The organism is Fructobacillus sp. EFB-N1 (assembly GCF_001038455.1).
GTDB lineage: Bacteria > Bacillota > Bacilli > Lactobacillales > Lactobacillaceae > Fructobacillus > Fructobacillus cardui.
Genome location: NZ_LDUY01000019.1, coordinates 17,047 through 34,112, shown reverse-complemented (window position 1 = coordinate 34,112; position 17,066 = coordinate 17,047). Strand labels below are relative to the sequence as shown.

Sequence of the window (17,066 nt, the reverse complement as noted above, 5' to 3'; positions counted from 1 at the left end):
TTCTTTGGGTTTTTATTTTAAATTTTCTCGTTCGAATTAATTATAGAATCTGCCATTTCTTGAACTAATTCTACTCTAAATATGTTTGAAAAAAAAGGTGACTAATCAAAGTAAATCCCAAATAAAAAAGGAATTTGTTATAATAGACCTATCATCTGTTGGCAAAAGTTTACTTCCATGGAAAAAGCAGAAAGTTAGCGGTCGCTGTAAGCTAACCCATTCTTAAACTGAGTTACACAACAGGAAACGATGACGTCGAGTCGCGTTAAGACTAAATGAGTGGCCTTAAAGAGGCAATTTAGGTGGTACCGCGGACAATTCGCCCTAATCAGTGATGATTAGGGCTTTTTTGTCCTGATTTTTAGCTGAGACGAACTTGCCGGTAATCAAATGGAGGAAAGTAAAATGAATTTTATTGAAGATTTGAAGTGGCGTGGGGCGTTAAACCAGGTTACTGATGAAGAGGGGCTGTTGAAGGCAATGAAAGCCGGCCAAATCGGGGCGTATGTCGGCACTGATCCAACGGCCGACTCCCTGCACTTGGGACATTTGATTCCATTTATGGTTTTGAAGCGTTTCCAAAAAGCCGGTGGGAAAGCCGTGATTATTGTTGGTGGGGCAACTGGATCAATTGGGGACCCTCGACCAACAACTGAACGTCAATTGCTATCAGAAGAACAGTTGAAAGTGAATGAAAAGGGCATTGCAGCTCAAGTGACTAAGTTATTTGGTTCCGACGATACAACAATCGTTAATAATGCCGATTGGTTGAGCCCAATGACCTTGCCAGAATTTCTGCGAGATTACGGCAAGCTGTTCTCCGTTAATGTCATGCTAAAGAAGGATGTCGTTGCTTCTCGTTTGGAAACGGGTATTTCTTATACGGAATTTACTTACCAGATTTTACAAGCGATTGACTTCTTGCATCTTTGGCGCGAAGAAAATGTGCGTTTGCAAATCGGTGGTTCCGACCAGTGGGGGAACATCACTGCCGGTGTTGATTTGATTCATACGGTTGAAGGTTCCGATGCACCAGCTTTTGGATTGACCATTCCATTGATGACGGATTCTACTGGAAAGAAGTTCGGAAAATCAGAAGGGAATGCCATTTGGTTGAACGCAGAAAAGACATCACCTTATACGTTCTACCAGTTCTGGTATAACCAGCGTGATGAAGACGTCGTAAAGTATCTAAAGTATTTCACGTTCTTGAGCCCCGAAGAAATTGCTGATTTGGAAAAGGAAGTTGCTGAAAATCCTGGTGCTCGTCTTGGCCAAAAGCGCTTAGCGGAAGAAGTGACAGCATTTGTTCACGGTCAAGCAGCCGTGGAAGAGGCAGAAGCGCTGTCCAAGGCATTGTTCTCGGGTGATGTTGCAGCACTTTCTGTCCAACAAATTCGCGATGTTTTTGCGGGTGTTCCAGGATTTGAAACAACTAGTGCTAAGCAAAATGTAGTTGACTTCTTACTTGACGCTGGTATTGAAAAGTCTAAGCGTCAGGCCCGTGAAGACGTGACGAATGGTGCGATTACTATTAATGGTCAAAAGGAAACAGACGTTGAAGCCGAAGTTGATCCAAGCGCCAATTATGATGGTCAATATATCTTAGTACGACGCGGTAAGAAGAAGTATTTCTTGGGAACGGTTAAGTAAGAAAAGTGGATTATAAAGCCTTAAGGGCCTTTTTTCTTTTAAAAAAAATAAATAAAAAGAATTTTTTTCTTTAATTTTAGTTTAATCTCAATTTCCTATACTTACATTATCGATATAGCGATATATCGGACATCAAAAACTTCATCTCGGCACATCTATAAATACTTCTCTCTAAACCTAATTTATACCTTCTCTCCCGTGCCGAGGTGGAGGTTCAGCAGATGGACGACCCCCTGATTTTTATCAGGGGGCCTTTTACTACCTGAAACTTTATTGGCGATGGGTGCTGGGCTTTTGAATGCGTGCGAGTCTTTGTTATAATGGGCGAAGAGACTGATTTTTGCGACAGTGTTAAAATTGTCAAAAACAAAGACCGGTAGCGCAAAAATTATCCTCAGATCAGTATCAAGACAAAGGAGACATAGTTAATGTCATTACTAGAACTGCATCACGTGTCAAAGAACTTCGGTTCTTACCAGGCTTTGGATAACGTTTCGTTTTCCGTAGAACCTGGGCGAATTGTTGGGTTGATTGGTCCTAACGGGGCTGGGAAGTCGACAGCAATGCGCGCCATTACTGGATTAATGTCTTATAGCGATGGGGAAATCATTTTTGATGATGAACGCATCCGCTTTGCCAAGAATAAGTCATTGGCAAAGATGGGTAATTTGATTGAATATCCAGCAATTTATCCTAATTTCACTGCACGTGACCATATGACATACTATGCCATGGATGCCAAGGATCATGCAGACATCGATGAATTGATGAAGATTACTGGAATCGACGGCGAAAAGTTTGGTAAGCGCAAGGCAAAGAAGTTCTCATTAGGAATGAAGCAACGCCTGGGGATTGCTATCGCCTTAATCCGTAATCCAAAATTTGTTGTTTTGGATGAACCAATGAACGGTTTGGATCCACAGTCTGTTCATGACATTCGTGCCTTGATTCGTTCACTAGCTGACAAGGGTGTAGCCTTCTTGATTTCTTCACACTTGTTGGATGAATTGCAACGTTTGGCTGATGATGTCGTGATCATTAATAAGGGAAAAGTCTTACGTCGTGAAAAGATGGTGGATTTCTTGGCCGAAGGAAAGACCCAGGTTAAGGTTCAAACGAGTGATAATGATAAGATGTTGGCCGTAGCCAAGGCTGCGGGTTGGGATGCCTCAATGGGCGATGACCGTGTCTTGATTGCTGTTCAAGGCGATGTGACAGCACAAAAGGTGCTGAAATTAGCCACTGATGAAGGGCTTGAAGTGACGGATATTCAAACGGGTCAAGGAAACTTGGAAGATCATTTGTTATCTGTATTGTCAACTGACGCCACTCGTGCCTAGTCAACGAAGGAGAATTCATGTTTACGTTATTAAAGCAAGAAGCAATGAAGGCCTGGAAGCAAAACCGGGTCTATATCTGGGCGATTATCGCCTTTGTTCTACCAATTATTACTTTGACTAGTTTTGTGCCAATGGCTAGTCAGGCATCAGCATATGGTTCCTTGGGTGGTTCAAGTATCATCATTACGATTGGCATGTTGGTCTTAACAGCCCTATCATTTACGCAGGAATTTACTTTTGGAACAATTCGTCCCTTATTGTCACGTCAGTATTCACGACTTCAAATCTTTTTAGCTAAGATTATTACGGTCATTGTTGAATACTTCCTCTTGATTGTTTTCTCACTCGCAGGAACAGCGATTGGTCGGTTAATTTACCGGGCAATGCATGATGGCTCAACTGAAAAGGTTTACACCACTTATTACACAAGCCTTGATTGGAAGTCATTCTTATTTGCATTGTTGATGAGCTTTGTTGGTTCATTATTCTTAATGGCCATTGTTCTTTTGGTTTCAAACATCGCTAAGTCTTCTGCAGCAGCAATTTCTCTTGGAATTGTGATGTCAGTTGCAACTAGTATCTTGTCAGCAGTGACTTCTTCATTGATTCAACTTTGGGCCCCATTAAAGTGGAATCCATTGACTGTTCAGAACGTTGTTTCTTACTACAGTGGTACTTCCGATTTTAATAAAAGCATCCAGTCCTACTTCGGCGCTGGTGCCTGGGTACTGTTCGTCGTTTATGGTGCCTATGTCTTGGTTATGTACGCCTTGGCTTATTGGATTTTTAACCGACGCTCTGTCTAATTTAAAAATAAAAAAGACTGCTTCAGCAGTCTTTTTTAGTACATACATGCGAATAATTCTAAAAACAAGTCTTTTCTTTCTGTTTGGCTTTGATAAAATAGGGTTAGGAGAAATCTTATGTCAAGAAAACCACCAGCATATAATGACAAGCAACGGATTTTACGTCTTTATTCCGTCCTGATTTCCAAGCAATCAATGGGCGTAGATGAAATCGAAAACCTCTTTTTCGTTGGTCGCAAGACCGTTCAGCGTGATATTGCCGCGATTCGTGAGTTTCTGGCGGACTTGCAGGTCGAAGATGAGGTTAAATCAGAAATCATCTTTGATCGCAAAAGTAAAAAGTACCGATTAACCGAGCGAGAACATCTTTTTGAGGTTTTTGATCGGATTAATACTAATGGATCTGGAATGGAATTTTAAAAAGTAAAAAGTGGTGCGTCCCTCAAGATAAGGGGATGTCAGTGAATACCCTTTAGGACTGATGCCCGATATTTAATCGGTCTTAGTCCTTTTACTTTGCTCTCGAGATCCGAGACCATGGAAAACTTGATGATAGAAGTTATATTACTGAGTTTCTTTTTGTAGTCATTCGAAATAAGATAGACAATCATCAATATTTTAATAGTTTATATGAAAAGAAGTGATTTTAAGATAGTGGGGGTTTAATGAAAAAAATTGTTGTTGTGCTAACCATGATTGTACTGACATGTGGGACTGTTCTTTTGGCTATTGGCAATGCAAAGAATGCAAAAAAGGTTGTATCTTCTGTAGCCAATTCAAACAGTGTATCCCCAGTTTCCTCTGCGGATAATGCTAGCAGTACTGGAAATAGCGCGAGTGCTGGCGAATCTTCCGCATCTTCGATGACGACTGCAAACAGCGCTAGAGAGGGTATGAGTGCCAGCGAACCTTCCGCATCTTCGACGGTAAATGTCAGCAGTGCTGGAGAGGCCACGAATATCAGTGGATCTTCTGCATCTTCGACGGCCAATGCCAGCAGTACTGGAAATAGTGCAAGTGCAGGTGAATTAAACGCCTCAGATGTACCATCAGCAACCATAGAGGGCCAAGGGCATGCTGTTAGCAATGGTCAGGATGCGGTTGATGTTATTAAGGAAGCTTATAGGTCGGTTGGATCAGACTTAAATGCTTTGGAATTTGATGTATTCAATGATGAAAGTAATCCAAAAGATTTCATTGTCAAGTTGATTATTAAAGCTTATCGGTTAGATGGAGGCACAGGTACAGCGGGTCTTTATCGGGTGGAGCCTTCAGGACATTACACATTGATTACTTAAAATCGTCTAGACAAATTCTGATAAATAAAAAAGCTCCGATTGTGATTCGGAGCTTTTTAAGAAAATATGTCTTCTTTTTATTTTTGATGTAGTGAGTACCAATCAAAATGGTTATTACTGATTATTTGTGAAGCCTCATTTTAGTGAACAAAGTATTCGAGGAGGTCCTCTTCACTGAGGTCTTTTTTTTCTTGGTCTTTAACGTCTAAGACAATTTTACCAGCGTTTAAGACAATCAAGCGATTGCCATAGGTGAGGGCGTCCGCCAAATTATGGGTAATCATCAACGCCGTTAGGTGATTATCGACGACCTGATGGTTTGTGGCATCCATTAGTTGTGCAGAGGTCTTGGGATCTAAAGCGGCTGTATGCTCGTCTAAGAGCAGAAGTTCTGGCTTAACCTGAATGGCCATCAGAAAGGATAGTGCTTGTCGTTGCCCCCCAGAAAGGGAACCAGCAGCTGTCTGCAAGCGATCTTCAAGGTTGTTGCCCATCTTTTCCGTGATTTCATGATAAAAATTCAGTTTTTGGCTGGTAAGGTGACGGTTTCTTAATGTCCGTTTTGAACCACGCTTCTCAGCCAAGAAGAGGTTTTCAGCAACCGTCATCCGGGGTGCTGTTCCCATCTTTGGGTCCTGGAAAACACGAGCCAGAAAGGCAGTTCGCTTAACTGCTGGCAGAGAGGTAATGTCTTTACCTTGATGGTAGACAGCTCCGGAGTTAAGTGCGAGGTCACCAGAAATGGCGTTGAACAAAGTCGACTTCCCAGCCCCATTGGTCCCTAAGACAGTGATAAAATCACCGGGATAAATTTCTAGGTTGAGCTGCTTTAAAATTTCGGTTTGATTGCCGACGGTAACGGTTGCATCTTTTAGTGTAATCACGGGTTTAGTCATGGTGCTGTCCTCCTAACTGCAAAATTTTGTCTAATTTCAAATAATGGCGCACTTGAGGCAAAACCATCGCGATGGCCAGAATAATGGATGAAATCAGGTTCAAGTCATTGGTTGAGAAGCCAAGTTGCAAGACGGCCAGCAAAACCAGGCGATAGATAATGGAACCAATGATAACAGCAACCAGGCGCTGATTTAATGACAAATCACCAAAGGCAACTTCACCAATAATAATTGAAGCTAGGGCAATGACGATGATGCCGATTCCCATGTTAATATCCGCAAAGCCGTTGTTTTGGGCAATAACGGCGCCACCAAAGGCGATCATGGCGTTTGAGACCATCAGACCCATAATGATCATTTGGTCAGTTTTAATACCAAAAGCAGCAGCCATTTTTGCGTTATCACCTGTTGCGATGAAGGCTTGGCCGAGTTCCGTTTGTAGGAACCAGATTAAGGCGAGGGTAATCAAAACAATAATAATCAGGCCCACAAAGACGCCGTCAAAGTATTTTGGTAGACCTTCTAAGAATGGTGACGAGAAGATTGTCTTTTGGTTCAAGAGGGAAATATTGGCAGAGCCCATAATCCGGAGGTTAATGGACAGGCAGGCTGTCATCACCAAAATCCCGGATAGCAAAATCGGTATCTTACCTTTGGTATACAAAAGACCAGTTACTAAACCAGCTAGTGCACCAACGAAGACGGCGGCTAATGTTGCCAGATAGGGGTTGGTCCCATGGGCAATCAGGGTAACAGCGGTCGCACCACCAAGTGGGAAGGAACCTTCAACCGTCATATCAGCGAAGTTTAAAATTCTAAAGGTTAAGAACAGGGCCAGGCCCAAAACGGCCCACAAGATCCCTTGAGAAATACTTGAAACAACAATTGACATTAGAAGACCTCCCCAGCTTTTTCAGCCTCTGCAACGATATCGGCAGGCAATATAATGCCAAGCGTTTTCGCTGTTTGTTGGTTGATGACGTAATTTCCCTTAGTAACGTTGTAAACCGTCATCGTGGCCGTTTTCTTCTTGCCACTAAGGACTTGGGCAGCCATCCGACCAGCCTGATAACCAATTTCATACTGTGAATTAGAGAAAGTAACCAAACCACCGTCTTTCACCATTGAGTCTGCAGCCGGAATAACAGCTACATGCGCTTGGTTAGCGACGGCAACCAAAGTCTTCATCGCCGTGGCGACACCATTATCTTGTGGTGCGTAAACAGCGTCGACTTGGCTGACCATGGTGGTTGCAACCTGTTGCATGTCATTAGTGGAAGCAATCGTATAGTTTTTGACTTGATAACCGGCCTTTTTTAATGCATTAGCCATTTTTTTCGCATTATAAGTACCACCAGCATCAGAAGAAGTGGAAATGATTCCGACTGTCTTGGCCTTTGGTAAGACTTCCTTGAAGACAGCAACTTGCTTTTCATAAGGAGAGTCACCACCGACCCCAGTAATGTTAGCGCCAGGATGAGCATCTGATTTCACCAACTTAGAGCCGCTAGGGTTGGTAATTCCTGCTAGGATAACGGGGGTCTTACCATCGGCTGCCTTGGCCAAAGAAAGGGCTGCTGGCGTAGCGATTCCAACGGTTAAGTCTTCATTCTTATTGGCAAAATTTTGCGCCATTGTTTTCAAATTAGCTTGGTCCGCTTGCGCATTTTGATAGTCGATCTTCACGTTTTTGCCGGCTTTGTAACCACCATCAGCCAGCCCGGCCACCACTCCTTGGTGAATTTGATCCAAGGCAGGGTGAGTGACTAATTGCAAAATACCCACGGTGGGGATGCCTTTTTTCGTACTCGTGTTGCTATTGTCCGTGGTGAAAAAGGCAACGACTAGGAAAAGGGCGATGAATGATGTCACGGTTAGTAGACGTTTATTCATTTTTTACTCCTTCAAACTTCTAATATACTGGCCCAGACAAGTTTTAGACAAAAAGAAAAGCCTGCCTGGGTATTGTGATTAAACCCAAACAGACTTTTAATGAATTGCAGTATTGCAAAAGAGCCGGTTGGGACAAAACTGTTGTCACAGCTTGTCCAATCGACGAGCTGCTTTCCTACCGGCGCCACCATTGGCGGTTAGATTGTAAAGCAAACTGACGCATACGCGACTCCTTAAAACATCTAAAAGTTAAGTTAAGCATACAAGACGGGACTAGGCCTGTCAAGAAAAAATGAAAAAGTTATCAGAAAAGTCTACAATAACGTTAAGAGAAAATTAGTCTTGGAAGAAACGGAAACGAACGTCTTCTGCTAAGTAGTCCTTGTCGCCTGCAGGAGCAACGATTGAACCAAATGGCATTTGACCACGCAAAGTCCAGTTTTCAGGCAAGTTGAATTCCTTGGCAACGGCTGCATCAATCAATGGGTTGTAGTGTTGCAATGAAGCCCCAATGCCTTCTTCAGCTAAGCGCAACCAAACGGCGTAAAGTGAGATACCAACTGCTTCTTCTGCCCAATCAGGGAAGTTGTTAGCGTAAAGTGGGAAGCCCTCTTGCAAGCCCTTGACGATGGTTGTGTCAGTATAGAACAAAACAGTACCAAAGCCGGCCTTGAAAGCACCGTCAACCTTGGCCTTCGTAGCAGCAAAGGCTTCTTCATCAGCAGAAACCTTCTTCAATTCAGCTAATGTGATATCCCACAAACGATCGTGTGCTGCACCAGTCAAAACAACGGCTTGTGTTGATTGTGAGTTAAAGGCTGATGGTGTGTTTTCAATGGCTTCTTTAATAATTGAATTAAGTTCTTCAGGAGTTTGTTGAACGTCCTTACCAAGGGCGTAAATTGAACGACGCTTCTTTTGTAAATCGATGAATTCTGACATATTTCTGTCTCCTTGTTGGTTGTGTTTTTTAAAAGTACAACACTATGTTATAATAGACTTTAGAAAAATACAAGGACTAATTTTTATGAAACCATCATTACGATTAACAAATGCGCTCCACATCCTTGTTTATGTGGCAACCGCGCGCCCAACAGATTCATTAAGCTCCGCTACGATTGCGGATTCCATTAATACCAACCCGTCACGCGTGCGAGCACTTTTAGCTGAATTGCAGAATGCTGATATTTTGTGTCGGCAGGGTCCTTATCCAGGCCGTCCTGTGCTGGCAAAAGATAGTAAGGACATTACCTTTGCAGAGGTCTTGCAGGCCGTTGAGGACTGTGCAGCCGTTTTTGCCTTGGATAAGCACACCAACCCTGACTGTCCAGTCGGTTCTTCAATTGGTTCGGCCCTGTCAAAGTATTATGGTGAAATCGACCAAGCGGTGATGGCCGTGATGGGTGAGATGACGCTTTTTGATCTTGTCGAAGACGTCAAAAAGAACCAAACGCTGCCAATTTGAGCATTGATTGCGTGATAGAATTTTCTTATATAGAAAGTAGGCGACATCATGACAGTTGAAACGAATCGAAAAATTGAAGGATTGGTGGTTTTCCTTGGAGGTGCGATTGGGGGCCTGTTCCGCTATTTATTAAGCTTTGTGCCAGTCATTGGCGAATGGCCACTGACGACGATGCTGATTAACTGGCTGGGCGCCTTTTTGCTGGCCTTCTTGGGCGCTTATTTGATTGGGAAGATGGAACGCCCCGCTTACTGGCAATCATTTTTGGGTACCGGCATCATGGGTGGGTTTACAACCTTTGGAACCATGATTTTACAAACCGTCCATCTTGGCTTGCATCAACCATTTTTGGCCTTTTCTTATCTTTTCCTTTCGCTTTTTGGTGGTCTAGCATTGGTGATTGCCGGACAGTTGACCGCTCGGGTCGTTTTGAATCCAAATCAGAAGGGGGTCAGCCATGCTTGAAAACTACCTGCTCGTGATGATTGGGGCTGGGCTCGGGGCCCTTTTACGCTATCTGTTACTGATTTGGTGGCCGCAACGGTTTGATTTGTTTACCGGAGTCTGGGCGGTTAATATCCTGGGATCGTTTTTACTTGGTATTCTTTCAAGTATCGGTCAAGGTTCCCATGCCGTCTTGTTGACGCAAACTGGTTTTTTGGGTGGATTGACCACCTTTTCAACGATGATGACCCAGGCGAAGCAAAGAGATGGCCTCTTTAAGCAACTACTTTATTTATTCGTGCAGGTTCTCGCAGGGGCCATTGCTTTCCTCTTAGGTCAAGTCCTAGCAGGGGCCGTTCGTTAGTATGGTAAAATAGCCCTTAGGATTAGGAGCAACTTATGACAAAGAAAACAGCAGTAATCGTGGATTCATCGGCGGCGTTGCCGGCCGAAATCCGCCGTTCATATGGAATTGAGGAAGTGTCAATTCCGATTTTATTTGGCCAAGAAACTTATATGGGTGGCCAGGATTTAACTTCTCTAGCTGATTTGGTTGAATTAATGACTAAAAAAGATGTTTTGCCAACGACATCGCAACCAAGTCCAGCTGAATGGGAGCAGGCTTTGAACCAGGCCGTCCAGGCTGGCTATGCAGAAGCCATCATCATTACCCTGTCTTCAGGAATTTCAGGTGCCTTTCAAACGGCAAAGCTGGTTGCTGATGGTTTCGATGGCCTTGAAGAAATTCTTGTAGTCGATTCCAAATTGACTAACATGGGGCAGGCCAGTCAAGCTTTGTTGGCCGCTAAATTAGCCGAAAAGGGCTGTACTTTGGTCGAAATTGACCAAGCGCTCGCGGCTTTCCGTGAGGACCTGGGCGTTCGTTTGGTCGTCAACGATATTTCGCATTTGAAGCGGACAGGCCGCCTATCGCGCGGCCAAGCTTTGATTGGTGGCTTATTGAATATTAAGCCAATCTTGTCCTTTGATATTGTCGGGGATGGGAAGATTGGCGCCGTTGGCAAAGCACGAAAGATGTCCGGGGCAAAGGAGCAGATTCAAGAAGCCTTTGAAGACTACCTTCGGGCTGCTGATTTCCCAGTGCGCGCCTACATCATTGATGGTAATAATGCCAAATTAGGGGACAAATGGCTGAAAGATTTTCAGGCGAAGTACCCAACGGTTGCCTTTGAACGTGCCAGCATGGATCCTGTCATTGGTGTGCATACTGGTGATGGGGCGATGGCCGTTATTTGGTCACATGACTGGCAAGACATGGCAAAAGAAGACTGAAATAGTCATTTAGAGTAAATAAAAAAGGCCAGCCGAACGGCTGACTTTTTAGTAAGCAGATAAATATTGGTTAATGCCTGACTATCAAGATGGGTTAGGCAATTTTTTTGATACCCAAGGCAGGGTCCAATTCGCCACCGCGACCAGCCAATGAGTAACGCAAGTACTTTTCATTGACGTCAACGGTCATTTCTTCGTCCATTTGATCGGTTGAATAAGGCTTAGCATAGATTTCACCAAGGTTTGAGTCAATCTTAGCACCAAATTCGGACAAATCAGTATCCTTATTGACGAACACGAGGTTAAATGACAAAGCCAAGGTGCAGTTTGCTTCGTCTGAGAATGGGCCAACGCCGTCGTCAAAGTCCAAGACCATCTTGACATCGTCGCCTAAGAACTTCTGCAAACGGTCAGCTGCTGCTGGTGTAAAAGTCAATTTCATAAAATATTCCTCCAATTCATCTTTAAGTAACAAGATTAGTATATAATGTTTAACAATGTTTGTCAATTGGTATAGTTGTTATTTTATTTATTTTCACGATGACAATAGAGAAAATTCATGCGACAGACAACTTTTAAGGGGTTTTATAAAAAATGGAAATCAAAAAACATGGAAAAGCTTATCAGATTGTCTATGAGGTTTTAAATGCCGTTACCCATGGTCTTGGCTTTATCTTAGCTATTATTGCCAGTGTCTTTTTAGCGCTGAAAATGGTCGGTGATGGGCAGACGAGTGGCATTGAAATCGCGGCGGTCAGTATTTATTTGACCTCGGTATCACTGTTTTTACTGGCTTCGACACTTTTTCACTCACTGGTCTTTACTAGAGCGGCCAAGATTTTTCAATTTATGGATCATGCCGGTATTTACTTTGTGATATTAGGGTCCTACACGCCCTATACTTGGTTAGTTTTGAAGGGCGGTTGGGGGATTGGTATCTGGTCCGCCATTCTATTGATGACCATTGCTGGTCTGGTTTATGACTTGTTTCTGGTTGGTCGCTTTCCTTGGTTATCTGTCCTGATTTACATGGTGATGGGCTGGCTGATTATTATTGCTATGCCGTTATTGTGGACTGCTTTATCATCGGCTGCCTTTTGGTTACTATTAGCCGGCGGTGTGGTATACTCTCTTGGAACCATTTTTTACCTCGTACCAAAAATTCCCATGGGCCATGTTTACTGGCACGTTTTTGTTCTTGTTGGTGCCGGACTCATGTACTGCTCAATATATCTAACTCTTTAGATTGAAAGAAGGTCAAAAAGATGGAAAAGCTGGATTATCGCTTTCAAAGTGCCTGGACAGCCACTGCGTTAAGCAACCTAGAGTCGCCAATTGCGATTGAAAAATCAGCCGTTGTCACAGGTGATGACTGGCAGGTTGATTGGACTGATTTTCAAAACACACCGGTCAAGAAGAGTCCGGAAGTGATTGGTGATCAATTTTATTGCCAGGGCCAGCTGATTTTAAACCAGCAAGCTTGGAATGTCGTTCGTTTTCATATTCATGATGGCGCTGAACACCTGATTGATGGTCAGCGCGATGCGGCTGAGATTCACATCGTTTGTCAAAATCAGCTTGGCCAAACCTTGGTGGTCGGGGCCTTTGCCGAAGTCGACGAAAAGCACCCTGTCATCTTCGCTCCGCTTTTTTCGGAAGAAAAAAAGACCGTTAATTTGCAGGATTTGTTGCCTGTGGAAAAGACGGGCTGCTTTAGCTATATGGGGTCGTTAACCACACCGCCGTTGAAAAAAAACATTAATTGGTTCTTGTTAGACAAACCGGTGGGGATAAACCCTAAAGATTTGGCAACTTTTGCCGAAGCCTATCCGGATAACTACCGAAATTGCCAGCCTTTATCCGGGCGGACGGTGGTTTATCACCACTTATCAACGGTGAAAAAATCAAAGTAAGTGCAAAAGCCCTTCGGGCTTTTTTCAATGCCGTTTGTCTTCTTTTTGATCTAAGGCTAAAATTGATAGATGTAAAGTGAGCTTCTCTAACAAATGAGGAGCTTCTTTGATTTCATTCGTCATTTAAAAGGGGATTTTTTTATGACCAGTAATTCGCAAATGAATTTTTCGCAGATGAAACAGGCGGCCTTGGTCGTAGCTGCCGCACTGTTTATGCAAATGCTTGATTCAACCATTGTCACAACAGCGTTACCACAGATTGCAACTGATTTGAAAGTGGCCCAAAGCACGGCCTCATTGCTCGTGTCGGTTTATATGCTGTTTTCCGCTATCTTTATTCCCTTATCTGGTTGGTTAGCCAAAAAGGTTCGCCGCAAGAACTTATTTTTGATTGCCGTGGGTCTTTTCACGGTTTCATCCGTGCTGGCCGGGCTCTTTAACAACTTGACCTATTTGTTGGTCATGCGGGCTATCCAGGGGATGTCCGGGGCCTTGATGGTACCCGTCGGCCGCTTAATTATTTTGGAAAATACGGAACCAAAGAAAATGCTCCAAATCCTGTCTTACCTGGTTTGGCCGGCACTCTTGGCACCGGCGATTGCTCCTTTACTTGGGGGTTACGTCATTGCTAGTTTGTCCTGGCATTGGATTTTCTTTTTGAACCTGCCAATTGGCCTGTTAATCATCTTAACGGGTGCGTTCTTTATTTTGGATGATAACGAACGGGAAAACTTGCCCTTTGATTTATTTGGTTTCTTGCTTGTGGCGGTTGCCGGTGGGGGGCTTTTGATTGCTTCTGAAATTCTGTCACGTGGATTGTCACTCTTTTTCTGGGGCTTCTTGGTGCTGTTCGTAGCACTCGTCTTTTTGGCTTTGGCCTGGCACCATCTTTCAGCTAGCGACCAACCGCTCTTTTCGCTAGAGCCTCTGAAGGTCAAAACTTTCCGTGTCTATGAATCGGGTGGATCAATCTTTTGGATGACGATTGGCGCTTTGCCATACCTTTTGACCTTGGTCTTGCAGGTCGCCTTCCATTGGTCACCAATCATGGCTGGAACCTATGTCATCTTTATCTTCGTCGGCAATATCGCCATTAAGCCGTTTACCACCGTGATTATTCGCCGTTTAGGCTACAAGTACGCCTTGGTGGTGGCTCTGAGCCTAGCTAGTTTAGCAACATTTTTGATGGCTGCCTTTCACGCCGATAGCGCCAAGGCATGGATTGCCTTTGTTGCCTTTGTATCAGGTGTCGGTCGCTCATTAGCTTTGACGTCTTACAATTCATTGTCTTTCTCGGAGCTTTCAAAGGAACAGAAGAATTCAGCTAATACCTTAACTTCAGTCCTCCAAATGCTGTCACAAGCTTTGGGTGTCGGGATTGTCGCAACGATTTTGGCTTTGCTTGGTCAGGTTATGAAAACAACGCTGGCCTATCACATCACCTTCTTGATTGTGGGATTGGTTTCCCTGTACCCGCTTTTGGAGGTTTTAACCTTACCAAAAGATGCCGGGGCGCAAACTCTTAGTTAAATTTAATAAAAGAAAGCCAAACAGCGCTTTGTTTGGCTTTTTTTATGAAGAAATTTGCTTTTTAGAAGCGGTCTAGTGGATAATGATGAATAACGCAATTGACAATTATTAGGAGGCGCACAATGGTAGCAAAGTATCAAGATGATTTTTATCAGGCGGTCAACCAGGAGTGGCTCAATCAAGCCGAAATTCCGGCCGCTAAGCCCGTCACCGGTGGTTTTTATGACTTGGCGGATAAGATTGAAGATTTGGAACGGGCCACGGTCAAAGAAATCGAAGACGGTCAAAAGGCAGTCGCCGCTTTGGACCAGTTTGTTGCCTTCCACCAGTTAACCAAGGACTGGGACCGTCGCGGCCAAGATGAGGCGGATCAAGTACAGCAATTCTTGCAACCGTTGCTCAAGATTGAAAACTGGGATGAGTTCCAAGCAGCCGAAGGCCAATTGATTTTGGATTCTTATACGACACCACTGGCATTGACGGTTAGTCCGGATTCAAAGAATACGGCTCGTAACGAATTGTGGTTGGCCAATCCGGGGCTGATTTTGCCTGATACAACCAGTTATCAGGACGAAGACAGCAAAAAGGATCTGTTGAGAACTTGGTCAACAATGGTTGCTGGGCTCTTGCAACGGTTTGGTTTTGCAGAAAAAGAGGCGCAAAAATTAGTTGATGAGACTTTGGCGTTTGACCAAATTTTGGCGGATAGTGAGAGTTCTCTTGAAACGTTGTCGGATTACTGGAAGAATTACCATCCAACGGCCTTGGCTGATTTGACAGAACAATTCACCGACTATCGAATTGCTGCGGTGATTGAAAAGGTACTAGGACAAAAGCCTGAAAAGGTGATCATCTTTGATGGGGCATTCTTTGATAAGGCGAACGCTATTTATCAAGAAAAGAAGTTTGATTTGATCAAGTCTTGGTCAATTGTTCAAAATATGCTTGCTATTGCCAAATTATTGGGGAACCAAAGCCGAATCGATGCCGGTGTCTTTGGCCGAAAGTTGTCTGGTGCCAAGGAAGCGGTGGATGCAGACAAGGCTGCCTTCCGCCAGGCTCGAGCATTCTTTGCCCAAATCGTTGGTCGTTGGTACGGTCAAACTTATTTTGGTGAGGCTGCTAAAAAAGATGTCGAGAAGATGGTCCAGGATTTGATTGGCGTATATGAAGGCCGCTTTGACCAACAAAAGTGGTTGTCGGCTGCGACGCGTGAAAAGGCAAAGGTGAAGTTAGCTGCCTTGCAAGTTAAGGTTGGTTACCCGGATCAGATTCCTGCCTACTTGGAGAAGCGAAAAGTCGATGTTCACAAGTCGCTTTTGGAAAACGTGGAAGACTTTTCTAAGGCCGCGGTGGCTGATCACTTTAGTCAGTGGGGACAGGCACCAGATACGAGTCGCTGGGAAATGCCAGGGGACCTGGTGAACGCCTATTATTCACCTGAATTCAATCAAATTGTCTTTCCAGCTGCTATTTTGCAAGCGCCATTTTACGATTACCATCAATCATCCAGCCAAAACTTTGGTGGGATTGGGACCGTCATTGCCCACGAAATTACCCACGCCTTTGACACTAACGGCGCCCGTTACGATGAACATGGAAACTTGAAGGAGTGGTGGACAAAGGAAGACTTCGAACACTTCGAACAGAAGACCCAAGCGGTTGTTGCTGCTTTTGATGGTCAGGATTCAGCCGGGGCTAAGATTAATGGTCACTTGACTGTTTCTGAAAACGTTGCTGATTTGGGTGGAGTTTCCGCCGCTTTGGCAGCCGCTAAGGAACAAAAGGACTTTGATGCAAAAGCCTTCTTTGAAAACTTTGCCACATTGTGGCGGCAAAAGGCAGCACCGGCTTACCTTGCCATGTTAGCGAAGATTGATGTCCATGCACCAGCGAAGTTGCGAACAAACGTTATCTTGCCAAACTTTGATGATTTCCACCAAACTTATGGCATTCAGGCAGGGGATGGCATGTGGTTGGATCCTGAAAAGCGCATTCAAATTTGGTAATACGTTTAGGTTTTTTCCTCAATTAAATAAAGCGGGGTGAAGGCTGTTCACCTTGTTCGAAAAAATAGAAAAAGTTAGTTACAGATCTGGCCACGAAACATTCGTGTGGGTAAATTCTTGTAATTGGCTTTTTCTTTTTGTTTTGCATTAACGGCGAAATTGCGTTGTTTTTTGGAATAATCGCCTAAAAATAATCAAAAAAATAGAAAAAAGACTTGCCACCTGCAATAATTCTTGTTATTATAGAATAGTTGTTTAGCAAATGGGAGTGTAGCGAAGTCTGGCTAAACGCGACGGACTGTAACTCCGTTCCTTCGGGTTCGTAGGTTCGAATCCTACCGCTCCCATTGCCTCGCTTCAGGCAAAATAGAAGCATTGCCCCTTGGCCAAGTGGTAAGGCAGAGGTTTTTGGTACCTCCATGCGCTGGTTCGATCCCAGCAGGGGCAACTAAGACGCCGGTTCAGTGATGAGCCGGTTTTTTTGTCGCCTTTTTCTGATTTTCTTAAAAAATCAGTTTTGGTGAGC

At 43.9% G+C, this 17,066-nt stretch carries 18 protein-coding genes and 2 tRNA genes; 15 read left to right on the top strand and 5 right to left on the bottom strand.

Annotation, left to right across the window (positions count from 1 at the left end):
- Positions 1 to 405: 405 nt before the first annotated feature.
- From tyrS to FEFB_RS05275, 5 genes are all read left to right on the top strand, one after another.
- Positions 406 to 1,653: a tyrosine--tRNA ligase gene (gene tyrS, locus FEFB_RS05295; protein ID WP_047975197.1), complete on the top strand. Its 1,248-nt coding sequence runs from the start codon at positions 406 to 408 to the stop codon at positions 1,651 to 1,653.
- A 428-nt stretch (positions 1,654 to 2,081) separates the two neighbouring features.
- On the top strand, positions 2,082 to 2,993 hold the full coding sequence (locus FEFB_RS05290; protein WP_047975196.1) for an ABC transporter ATP-binding protein: 912 nt from the start codon (positions 2,082 to 2,084) through the stop codon (positions 2,991 to 2,993).
- 17 nt (positions 2,994 to 3,010) lie between these two features.
- Positions 3,011 to 3,799: an ABC transporter permease subunit gene (locus FEFB_RS05285; protein WP_047975195.1), complete on the top strand. Its 789-nt coding sequence runs from the start codon at positions 3,011 to 3,013 to the stop codon at positions 3,797 to 3,799.
- 117 nt (positions 3,800 to 3,916) lie between these two features.
- Positions 3,917 to 4,219 carry a hypothetical protein gene (locus tag FEFB_RS05280; protein WP_047975194.1) on the top strand — a complete coding sequence of 101 codons (303 nt, stop codon included), beginning with the start codon at positions 3,917 to 3,919 and terminating at the stop codon, positions 4,217 to 4,219.
- 245 nt (positions 4,220 to 4,464) lie between these two features.
- Complete coding sequence (locus tag FEFB_RS05275) at positions 4,465 to 5,097, top strand: hypothetical protein (RefSeq protein ID WP_047975193.1); 633 nt, start codon at positions 4,465 to 4,467, stop codon at positions 5,095 to 5,097.
- A 140-nt stretch (positions 5,098 to 5,237) separates the two neighbouring features.
- On the opposite strand, the gene FEFB_RS05270 is transcribed toward FEFB_RS05275, so the two are convergent.
- From FEFB_RS05270 to FEFB_RS05255, 4 genes are all read right to left on the bottom strand, one after another.
- Positions 5,238 to 5,993 (bottom strand): ABC transporter ATP-binding protein, encoded by a 756-nt coding sequence (locus FEFB_RS05270; RefSeq protein ID WP_047975192.1) that lies wholly within the window; start codon positions 5,991 to 5,993, stop codon positions 5,238 to 5,240.
- A complete protein-coding gene (locus tag FEFB_RS05265; RefSeq protein WP_047975191.1) occupies positions 5,986 to 6,885 on the bottom strand; it encodes an ABC transporter permease in 900 nt (299 codons plus the stop codon). Before FEFB_RS05265 ends, FEFB_RS05270 begins: the two co-directional genes overlap by 8 nt.
- Entirely contained in the window at positions 6,885 to 7,886 is a 1,002-nt protein-coding gene (trpX, locus tag FEFB_RS05260; RefSeq protein WP_047975190.1) for a tryptophan ABC transporter substrate-binding protein, read from the bottom strand. The genes FEFB_RS05265 and trpX overlap by 1 nt, the downstream gene beginning before the upstream one ends.
- A 336-nt stretch (positions 7,887 to 8,222) precedes the next feature.
- Positions 8,223 to 8,828, bottom strand: a complete 606-nt coding sequence (locus FEFB_RS05255) for a nitroreductase family protein (protein ID WP_047975189.1) — start codon at positions 8,826 to 8,828, stop codon at positions 8,223 to 8,225.
- 85 nt (positions 8,829 to 8,913) lie between these two features.
- Between FEFB_RS05255 and FEFB_RS05250 the strand changes: the two genes are divergently transcribed.
- Genes FEFB_RS05250 through FEFB_RS05235 form a run of 4 tightly spaced genes read left to right on the top strand, consistent with a single transcriptional unit; the run spans position 8,914 to position 11,088 of the window.
- Positions 8,914 to 9,351, top strand: a complete 438-nt coding sequence (locus FEFB_RS05250) for an Rrf2 family transcriptional regulator (RefSeq protein WP_047975188.1) — start codon at positions 8,914 to 8,916, stop codon at positions 9,349 to 9,351.
- Between the two features lie 48 nt (positions 9,352 to 9,399).
- The gene (locus FEFB_RS05245) at positions 9,400 to 9,816 is read left to right on the top strand and encodes a CrcB family protein (RefSeq protein WP_047975187.1); all 417 of its coding nucleotides are present in this window, start codon (positions 9,400 to 9,402) and stop codon (positions 9,814 to 9,816) included.
- Positions 9,809 to 10,159: a CrcB family protein gene (locus FEFB_RS05240; RefSeq protein ID WP_047975186.1), complete on the top strand. Its 351-nt coding sequence runs from the start codon at positions 9,809 to 9,811 to the stop codon at positions 10,157 to 10,159. Before FEFB_RS05245 ends, FEFB_RS05240 begins: the two co-directional genes overlap by 8 nt.
- 35 nt (positions 10,160 to 10,194) lie before the next feature.
- Positions 10,195 to 11,088 carry a DegV family protein gene (locus tag FEFB_RS05235; protein ID WP_047975185.1) on the top strand — a complete coding sequence of 298 codons (894 nt, stop codon included), beginning with the start codon at positions 10,195 to 10,197 and terminating at the stop codon, positions 11,086 to 11,088.
- A 94-nt stretch (positions 11,089 to 11,182) separates the two neighbouring features.
- Here the strand turns inward: FEFB_RS05235 and FEFB_RS05230 are convergent, their stop codons facing one another.
- Positions 11,183 to 11,530, bottom strand: a complete 348-nt coding sequence (locus tag FEFB_RS05230; protein WP_047975184.1) for an iron-sulfur cluster biosynthesis family protein — start codon at positions 11,528 to 11,530, stop codon at positions 11,183 to 11,185.
- A gap of 152 nt (positions 11,531 to 11,682) precedes the next feature.
- On the opposite strand from FEFB_RS05230, the gene FEFB_RS05225 reads away from it, so the two are divergent.
- The 6 genes from FEFB_RS05225 (at position 11,683) to FEFB_RS05200 (ending at position 16,988) form a co-directional block, all read left to right on the top strand.
- Positions 11,683 to 12,333: a hemolysin III family protein gene (locus tag FEFB_RS05225; protein ID WP_047975183.1), complete on the top strand. Its 651-nt coding sequence runs from the start codon at positions 11,683 to 11,685 to the stop codon at positions 12,331 to 12,333.
- Between the two features lie 20 nt (positions 12,334 to 12,353).
- Positions 12,354 to 13,001, top strand: a complete 648-nt coding sequence (locus tag FEFB_RS05220) for a carbonic anhydrase family protein (RefSeq protein ID WP_047975182.1) — start codon at positions 12,354 to 12,356, stop codon at positions 12,999 to 13,001.
- A 141-nt stretch (positions 13,002 to 13,142) separates the two neighbouring features.
- Entirely contained in the window at positions 13,143 to 14,531 is a 1,389-nt protein-coding gene (locus tag FEFB_RS05215; RefSeq protein ID WP_235271967.1) for an MFS transporter, read from the top strand.
- A gap of 122 nt (positions 14,532 to 14,653) precedes the next feature.
- Positions 14,654 to 16,540: a M13-type metalloendopeptidase gene (locus FEFB_RS05210; protein WP_047975181.1), complete on the top strand. Its 1,887-nt coding sequence runs from the start codon at positions 14,654 to 14,656 to the stop codon at positions 16,538 to 16,540.
- A 264-nt stretch (positions 16,541 to 16,804) separates the two neighbouring features.
- Positions 16,805 to 16,887: transfer RNA gene (locus FEFB_RS05205), tRNA-Tyr, on the top strand.
- A 29-nt stretch (positions 16,888 to 16,916) separates the two neighbouring features.
- Positions 16,917 to 16,988 (top strand) — tRNA-Gln (locus tag FEFB_RS05200).
- Positions 16,989 to 17,066: the final 78 nt, after the last annotated feature.

Excerpts from the sequence above, each read along its gene's own strand:
- tyrS (WP_047975197.1), top strand. The coding sequence starts at position 406 with ATGAATTTTATTGAAGATTTGAAGTGGCGTGGGGCGTTAAACCAGGTT.
- FEFB_RS05290 (WP_047975196.1), top strand. The coding sequence starts at position 2,082 with ATGTCATTACTAGAACTGCATCACGTGTCAAAGAACTTCGGTTCTTAC.
- FEFB_RS05285 (WP_047975195.1), top strand. The coding sequence starts at position 3,011 with ATGTTTACGTTATTAAAGCAAGAAGCAATGAAGGCCTGGAAGCAAAAC.
- FEFB_RS05280 (WP_047975194.1), top strand. The coding sequence starts at position 3,917 with ATGTCAAGAAAACCACCAGCATATAATGACAAGCAACGGATTTTACGT.
- FEFB_RS05275 (WP_047975193.1), top strand. The coding sequence starts at position 4,465 with ATGAAAAAAATTGTTGTTGTGCTAACCATGATTGTACTGACATGTGGG.
- FEFB_RS05270 (WP_047975192.1), bottom strand. The coding sequence starts at position 5,993 with ATGACTAAACCCGTGATTACACTAAAAGATGCAACCGTTACCGTCGGC.
- FEFB_RS05265 (WP_047975191.1), bottom strand. The coding sequence starts at position 6,885 with ATGTCAATTGTTGTTTCAAGTATTTCTCAAGGGATCTTGTGGGCCGTT.
- trpX (WP_047975190.1), bottom strand. The coding sequence starts at position 7,886 with ATGAATAAACGTCTACTAACCGTGACATCATTCATCGCCCTTTTCCTA.
- FEFB_RS05255 (WP_047975189.1), bottom strand. The coding sequence starts at position 8,828 with ATGTCAGAATTCATCGATTTACAAAAGAAGCGTCGTTCAATTTACGCC.
- FEFB_RS05250 (WP_047975188.1), top strand. The coding sequence starts at position 8,914 with ATGAAACCATCATTACGATTAACAAATGCGCTCCACATCCTTGTTTAT.
- FEFB_RS05245 (WP_047975187.1), top strand. The coding sequence starts at position 9,400 with ATGACAGTTGAAACGAATCGAAAAATTGAAGGATTGGTGGTTTTCCTT.
- FEFB_RS05240 (WP_047975186.1), top strand. The coding sequence starts at position 9,809 with ATGCTTGAAAACTACCTGCTCGTGATGATTGGGGCTGGGCTCGGGGCC.
- FEFB_RS05235 (WP_047975185.1), top strand. The coding sequence starts at position 10,195 with ATGACAAAGAAAACAGCAGTAATCGTGGATTCATCGGCGGCGTTGCCG.
- FEFB_RS05230 (WP_047975184.1), bottom strand. The coding sequence starts at position 11,530 with ATGAAATTGACTTTTACACCAGCAGCAGCTGACCGTTTGCAGAAGTTC.
- FEFB_RS05225 (WP_047975183.1), top strand. The coding sequence starts at position 11,683 with ATGGAAATCAAAAAACATGGAAAAGCTTATCAGATTGTCTATGAGGTT.
- FEFB_RS05220 (WP_047975182.1), top strand. The coding sequence starts at position 12,354 with ATGGAAAAGCTGGATTATCGCTTTCAAAGTGCCTGGACAGCCACTGCG.
- FEFB_RS05215 (WP_235271967.1), top strand. The coding sequence starts at position 13,143 with ATGACCAGTAATTCGCAAATGAATTTTTCGCAGATGAAACAGGCGGCC.
- FEFB_RS05210 (WP_047975181.1), top strand. The coding sequence starts at position 14,654 with ATGGTAGCAAAGTATCAAGATGATTTTTATCAGGCGGTCAACCAGGAG.